This is a genomic window from Syntrophorhabdaceae bacterium (genome assembly GCA_028713955.1).
GTDB lineage: Bacteria > Desulfobacterota > Syntrophorhabdia > Syntrophorhabdales > Syntrophorhabdaceae > UBA5609.
Map to the genome: position 1 here is coordinate 1 of JAQTNJ010000296.1, position 3,493 is coordinate 3,493.

At 50.9% G+C, this 3,493-nt stretch carries 3 protein-coding genes; all 3 read left to right on the top strand.

All coding sequences use genetic code 11. The features are described 5' to 3' along the window. Positions 1-1,434: fatty acid--CoA ligase family protein (locus tag PHU49_16010; protein MDD5245514.1), on the top strand; the 1,434-nt coding region annotated here is incomplete at its 5' end. Next, positions 1,434-2,657, top strand: coding sequence for a Tm-1-like ATP-binding domain-containing protein (locus PHU49_16015; protein MDD5245515.1), 1,224 nt, complete (start codon positions 1,434-1,436; stop codon positions 2,655-2,657). The genes PHU49_16010 and PHU49_16015, both read left to right, overlap by 1 nt. 93 nt (positions 2,658-2,750) lie before the next feature. After that, on the top strand, positions 2,751-3,493 hold a 743-nt coding region (locus PHU49_16020; protein ID MDD5245516.1), incomplete at its 3' end, for an FAD binding domain-containing protein.

Sequence of the window (3,493 nt, forward strand, 5' to 3'; positions counted from 1 at the left end):
AAAGACGCGCGCGTGATCATCCAGGCGCCTAACAGTGTTTACGGTTTTCTCGCCCGTGTTGCAAGCGAAAGGGCAGGTCTTATCTCCCTTACCGTGTATCCTTATCTGAGGGAGAAAGAGCTGGAGTACATGCTTGAGAGGACTGAGGCGTCAGCGGTCTGTATCCCGCAGATCTACAGAAAATTCAATTACCTCGAGATGTACAAAGGGCTTGTGGGCAAATCCAAAAACCTTAAATATTTCTTCCTTTTCGATGAAGATGTTCCGGATGGCGCCCCTGAAGGGACCTTTTCGCTTATAAAACTGGCCAATCAAAAGATTAATGAATCGGAGCTGAAGCTCCTCGATGAACGGCGATTCAGCGCCACCAATGATATAGGTCTCCTGACGAGCACAACGGGGACGACAGGCCTTCCGAAGCTCGTAGAGTGGCCCATCTCATCAAGGGTGTGTACATCAAAGGCGAGGATCGATATCTGGCAGCTCACAAAGGATGATATTACCATGGCCATTGCGCCGCACGCGGGCGGCGCCGCAGGGACCCTTACGTACTTCGCAGCACCCCTTGCCGGTGCAAAGACCGTTCTTATGGAGGAATTTGACCCCGAAGGCGCACTTGCCCTGATAGCAAAAGAAAAGGTAACCGCTATAGGCGTTGTCCCCACCCATCTGGTGAGGATGCTTGAGGCGGATGAGACAAAATATGATCTCAGCTCGCTCAGGTTCATACGGTCTGCCGGTGGTTATCTCCCGCCGCAGGTCGCGGAGGAGGCTGAAAAGAGATATAAGGCGATCATTACAAGTGACCTCGGGACCCAGGATGTCGGTTCTGTCTCAGGCTGTAGAATAGATGATCCGGGAGAGATAAGGAGAAGAACTGTTGGAAGGATGCTCCCCGGCAACAAGGTCAGGCTGCTTGACGACAACGGAAAAGATGTCCCGGAAGGGAACCCCGGTCAGTTGTGGTTCAGGGGACCCCATGCCCCTGCCGGATATTACCGTGACCCCGAATCGACAGCACCTGTGTTTGATAAAGATGGGTGGACAACAACAGGCGACATCGTGAAATCAGAAGATAGCTGCCTCTGGATCATGGGAAGGGCAAAGGATATGATCATCAGGGGCGGGCAGAATATCTACCCTGCTGAGATCGAAGGTATCCTGAACGAACACCCGAAGGTTGCAAACGTCGCGATTGTCGGGTATCCTGATAAGGAGATGGGAGAACGCGCCTGTGCTTATGTGGTTTTAAAATCCGGTCAGACCTTCACCAAAGAAGAGATGGTTTCTTTTCTGAAGGAGAAGAAGCTTGCGGCTTTCAAGCTCCCTGAGCGGCTTGAGGTCATGGATGCCCTTCCAACTGTAGGGGATTCCGGCAAGGTCGACAAGAAGGTGCTGAAGTCTGATATCGAGAAGAAGGTGGCCGGAGGATAATGATGAAGACGATACTGATAGTCTCTACCCTCGATACAAAGGGGGTAGAGACATTGTATTTAAGGGATGTGATAAAGGGACTCGGCAAAGCGCCGGTAATCCTCGATATATCGATGAGGCAACCGGAAGGCGCGAAGGCTGACATCCCGCCGCAGGACGTAGCGAAGGCAGGTGGAAGCAGTTTTGAAGAGATCCTTGCGTCGGGAGAAAGGGTGAAGAATACCGCTGTCATGACAAAGGGCGCGCAGATCATGGCACTGAACATGTGGAAGGAAGGGAAACTTGACGGGATCATCGGGATAGGTGGCTCCACAGGTTCTTTAATGGCCACGGACGTGATGAGGGTCCTTCCCTTCGGGGTTCCCAAACTGATGATATCCGCAACAGCCGCATTACCCGGTATGTCAACGAGATATATCGATATAGGCGATATATCACTGATGCATTCAGTGATAGAGATATCGGGGATGAGCGATATCCTCAAAAACGTGATAGAGCGTGGAGCCTGCGCAATATGTGCCATGGCGGATGTTTCTCCGATTAAAACAAAAAAGGCGGAAGAAAAGAAACCTGCCATTGCCATTACGATGCTGAGCCCTGTAGAAGGATGCGCAAGCAGCGTGCGGGAAATGCTCGAGGCGAAAGGATATCAGGTAATAGGTTTTTCCGCGGCAGGGATCAGTGATCGGGCTATGGAATTAATGATCGAACAGGGATTTTTTGATGGGGTGATAGACCTTGCCCCCGGCGGTGTGATCGAGCATCTTGTCGGCGGTATGAAAGATGCCGGACCGAACCGCATGGAGGCGGCAGGGAAGGTAGGCATACCGCAGATCATCTCTACGGGCGGGGTAAATTATATTACTCCACCGAAGTCCAAGTACACCGAAGAGCACAGGGCAAGGAAGAAGTATGATCTTGATAAGTTCCGTACATGGCTCAGGGCTTCGCCGGATGAGCTTAAGAAGGCCGCAGGCGTATTTGCGGAGAAACTGAACAGGTCGAAAGGACCGGTCAGGGTGATAATCCCGTTAAAGGGCTGGACCAATTTTGATATACCCGGGAGCGCAACGTATGACCCTGAAGAAGACAGGATATTTGTGGATGAACTAAAAAAGGGTGTGAAACCTGAGATCGAGATTATAGAGGTTGACGCAAACATTGAGGAAACGGCCTTTGCACGGGCGTTAGCCGATGCATTGGTGAAGCTGTTTAAACAATAATCTGGCTTGTTTTGCCCGGACGACCTGATTGTACGCGTTTGCGGGACAGGCAGGTTTCGGGTCTGGCAATATTTTATTTCTTAGGAGGATTGGATGCTTATATTACCAAAATTTCTTTTCTACGAGCCGAGGGATATGTCGGAAGCATGCAAGATCATGTCGGAGCAGAGTGGCAATCCGAAGATCATCGCCGGTGGGACAGATATCCTGGTGAATATGAAAAAGGGTCTGATTTCACCCAGGCACCTTGTAAGTATTTCGAAGATTGCAGGGTTGTCCGAGATAGGACCGACAAACGGAAGTATCTCCATCGGGGCTCATCTCATTGTGGCAAAGCTGACGGAGTTCGATATTATCAAAACGAAATTCCCCTCGCTTGCCAGGGCAGCCTCTGTTCTTGGTTCCCCGCTTATCCGGAACAGGGCGACAATAGGGGGCAATATCGTTACCGCCAGACCTGCCGCTGACCTGCCGCCGCCGCTTCTTGCAATGGGCGCAAAGGTGAAACTGGAAAGTACGAAGGGCGTCAGGGAAGTTATCCTTGATGATTTTTTTACCGGCCCTGGTACAACCGTAATGAGACCGGATGAGATATTGAGCAGGATCGTAGTCGATACAATGCCACCCTTTACAGGGGGTGACTATATAAAATTGGGTCACAGAAAATCCCTTGAGATTGCCATTGTGGCCGTGGCAACAAGGATTACCCTCGATGGTCCCGATGGTGTGATAAAAGAGGCCAGGGTCATATTGAGCTCTGTTGCACCAAAGGCTATCCATGCCGTGTCGGCAGAAAAGGCACTGACAGGAGAAAAACCTACCGATGCACTTTTAAA

Bases quoted from the DNA above. Each gene is read 5' to 3' on its own strand.
- PHU49_16015 (MDD5245515.1), top strand. From the start codon at position 1,434: ATGATGAAGACGATACTGATAGTCTCTACCCTCGATACAAAGGGGGTA.